This is a genomic window from Bifidobacterium saimiriisciurei, assembly GCF_010667655.1.
In the GTDB taxonomy this organism is placed as follows: Bacteria; Actinomycetota; Actinomycetes; order Actinomycetales; family Bifidobacteriaceae; genus Galliscardovia; species Galliscardovia saimiriisciurei.
Window position 1 is genome coordinate 1 of sequence record NZ_WHZU01000034.1, and the last position, 3,056, is coordinate 3,056.

Here is a 3,056-nt window from a genome sequence, read left to right on the forward strand (position 1 = left end):
GTGTGGGAGAGTAGCACGCCGCCGCAATTACACGTTGGAAGGCCCCGGACCGAAGGTCCGGGGCCTTCCCATATCCAGACAAAAACATCTGTGGAAATCCGAAAGCCGGCAGGTCCACGGCAGACGACTACCATACCAATCATGCACTTCTTCACACCCAAGCGTTGCGCGTCATCATCGAAGATCATGTATCACGACAAGGCACAGGCCGAACGTGCTGCGGAACAGAGCTTTATCGAACGCGGTGCACAACTCTGGGTATATCGCTGCCAATACTGCGGCACATGGCATCTGACCAGCCATTCACCCGAAAACTCGTGGGTGCACGTGCCGCTGAACCAGCAGATCAAGCCGCATTCGCGCAAGAAAGGCTACAAGCCACGGCGCCGCTAACAATTCATAGAGGTTTACTCAGGCGACAGATGAGGCGTACATTTCGCAATACACTCAAGGCCGTTCGGCCTCGCTTCGGCATTTGATTGCGAAGCATATCAAATGCCTTCGCTGCCTACGATCGCGAAACGTACACCTCATCTGACGCTAGGCGGATACTCTATGGGGTGGCGGCTACTGGTGCGATAGCGGGAGCGTGGTCGACCTATCGATCCAAGCGGAAACCCTGGCGTGCAGCCGGTTCGCCGACAGTGCGGCCATCCATATTCGCAACGGCGTTGTTGGCGATCTGGTCGCTGAACGCGTCCACTGGCCGTTCCGTGTTGCGCAGGTCGTAGTACTTATGCACATCCGCGTCGAAATCGGCGAGAGTCGTCAACAATTCATCGGAACTCTGGGGATATTCGTTCTCGAAGAACTGCACGCTCTTCGGCATGCGAGGCTTCAGCGCCGGCTCCTGTGCCGGCTTGCCGATTGCCAGACCCAGCACCGGATACGTGTACTTCGGCAGCTTCAGCAGGTCGATAAGTCCATCCACGTCGTTAAGCAGCGAACCCAGAATCACACAGCCGAGGCCCAGCGAATACGCGGCGGTCTCCATTGCGTGCAGCGCCAGAACGGCATCGTTCTGGGCCTGCGAGAAGCGATAGCTTCCATTGAGCGTAAACGCGTCCGAATCCACATCAACGCCCTTTGCGGCTGCGATCCGCGCATTGCGATGCTCGTCCAGCACGAACACGTACAGCAGCGGCGCCTGCGCGATATACGGCTGCCTGCCGATTTCGGCAAGCCTCGCGGCAACGTCAGGGTCGGTCACACGAATCGCGGACCAATCATTGAGATACTGGCTGGACGCGGCATGCTGTGCCACGGATTCCAACGTATCGACAACATCATCAGGAATGGACTCATCGGCGAACGCACGAATCGAACGACGATTCAGCAGCGTTGCGATGGTCGGATTATGAAGATCATATGTGGTGTTTGCCATGACTAAATTGTGTCACCGATGGCGGCCAAAGCAGTAGATTATTTCATCCTCGGTGAAGCGGTGAAGCGGTGAAGCGGTGAAGCGGTGAAGCGGTGAAGGACGGATGGACGCCTGAGCATGGCTGAACGGCTGCGACGGTCATCACCGGTTGCATGGTGATTATCGGAATAACTTTGGGGATATTCAGGGATATGGGAGCGGCCCCTGAGAGGGCTCCCCTCAGATATACAACCTGTGACGGTCGTTCTCTTTGCGAAAAGGAGGAGTAGGGGAAGGAGGGCTGCCGAAGCTAGCGGTTCCTGCGATGACGGCGGTTCACCAGCGCCTGGGAGCCATGCTCGCTGGCCTGGGAGACCATCGCGCCCACCGCAGCCGAAAGACCGGCGAACACGGCCGAATTCACCATGCCGCGCACGACGCCGATCTTCGGCGCGTGCTTCGGCGTACCGTGGTTCCACATCATTTCCAACGCCTTGCTGGCCACGAAACCGGCGGCCGCAGGGAAAACGACCTTCATCATCTTGTCAATCGCGTCATCGGGATCGGCTTCGAATTTCGCACGCATATCGGTCACTTTCTCATTGAAGGCATCGATGCCCTCCACGATGTCGCGCGCGGTCGGGCTCAGTGCATCTTCACGGGAATCGGTCATGAACACCATTATTCCATGATTCCAATTTGTGGGTCCATCGGGTCACGAAAATATGAATGTGGGTCTATGCGTTCACAAGAATGGGGTTTCGGCTTCTTCATATATGCAATAGACCCACAAATCCATTAATGAACGTCGTCCATTAACGAACGTCGATTACAGTTCGGCGAGGCGCTCCTTGATGGCGTCGACGATGACCGGGTCGTCCTCCATCGTCGGCAGGAACACGGTATCGTCGTTCAACGCCTCCACACGGGCCTTGATCTTGTTCGCCAGACGGCCGTCCGTCAGGAACAGACGCTCCACGATCAGCGGGCCCTGCGCCTCCGGATGCGTCAGCGTCTCCTCGATACGCGGCGAACCGATATGGTTCGTGCAGATGATCGGCACGCCGATACGACGCTCGACATCCTCCGCAAGCTCGGTCAGCTGCTCGAACGGCTCCGGGAAATGCGGCGTGCCATGCGCCACCAACAGCACCTTGCGGCCCGGATACTCCTTCACCGCCTTGCCCAGCAAATCCACCAGATAATCATGTACGGCCTTCGTCGTGGCCAACGGTTCCGTCACCTCAAGCGTGACGTTCGGATCGATGACCTCACGCGTACGCTGCGGAATATCCCAACGCATATGCGTCGCCGAATACAGCAGCACCGGCACGATGACCAGATGATCGTTGTCGGCCTGCAGGGCGCGGATGCCATCCTCCAACGTCTGCTCGTCACCCTCCAGGAACGCGATACGACCGGTCTGACCGGCATCCCTGATGAAATCGCCCAGCAGTTCGAGATTCGACTCGGGAATCTTGCCGCGACGGCCATGCAGGACGTAGAGATAGCCGGTGGTCATGGGATGCTCCTTTGCTTGGTGACATTGACGCGTTTGGGTGGTGCGGGGATGCCGCTGGGGTATGCCGTGCTTGACGCACTCAAGGCCGTTCGGCCTCACTCCGGCACCTGCTTGGCAAGCCTAGCAGGTGCTTTCGTTGCTTACGGTCAAGCACGGCATACCCCAGCGGCA

At 58.0% G+C, this 3,056-nt stretch carries 4 protein-coding genes; 1 reads left to right on the top strand and 3 read right to left on the bottom strand.

Annotation, left to right across the window (positions count from 1 at the left end):
- The first annotated feature begins 141 nt into the window (after positions 1-141).
- The gene (locus GFD18_RS10865) at positions 142-393 is read left to right on the top strand and encodes a hypothetical protein (protein WP_163200479.1); all 252 of its coding nucleotides are present in this window, start codon (positions 142-144) and stop codon (positions 391-393) included.
- Between the two features lie 205 nt (positions 394-598).
- On the opposite strand, the gene GFD18_RS10870 is transcribed toward GFD18_RS10865, so the two are convergent.
- The 3 genes from GFD18_RS10870 to GFD18_RS10880 form a co-directional block, all read right to left on the bottom strand.
- Positions 599-1,384, bottom strand: coding sequence for a nitroreductase family protein (locus GFD18_RS10870; RefSeq protein ID WP_163200480.1), 786 nt, complete (start codon positions 1,382-1,384; stop codon positions 599-601).
- Positions 1,385-1,673: 289 nt separating this feature from the next.
- Positions 1,674-2,036: a DUF4235 domain-containing protein gene (locus GFD18_RS10875; protein ID WP_163200481.1), complete on the bottom strand. Its 363-nt coding sequence runs from the start codon at positions 2,034-2,036 to the stop codon at positions 1,674-1,676.
- A 156-nt stretch (positions 2,037-2,192) separates the two neighbouring features.
- On the bottom strand, positions 2,193-2,885 hold the full coding sequence (locus tag GFD18_RS10880; RefSeq protein WP_163200482.1) for a sirohydrochlorin chelatase: 693 nt from the start codon (positions 2,883-2,885) through the stop codon (positions 2,193-2,195).
- Between the last annotated feature and the right edge of the window lie 171 nt (positions 2,886-3,056).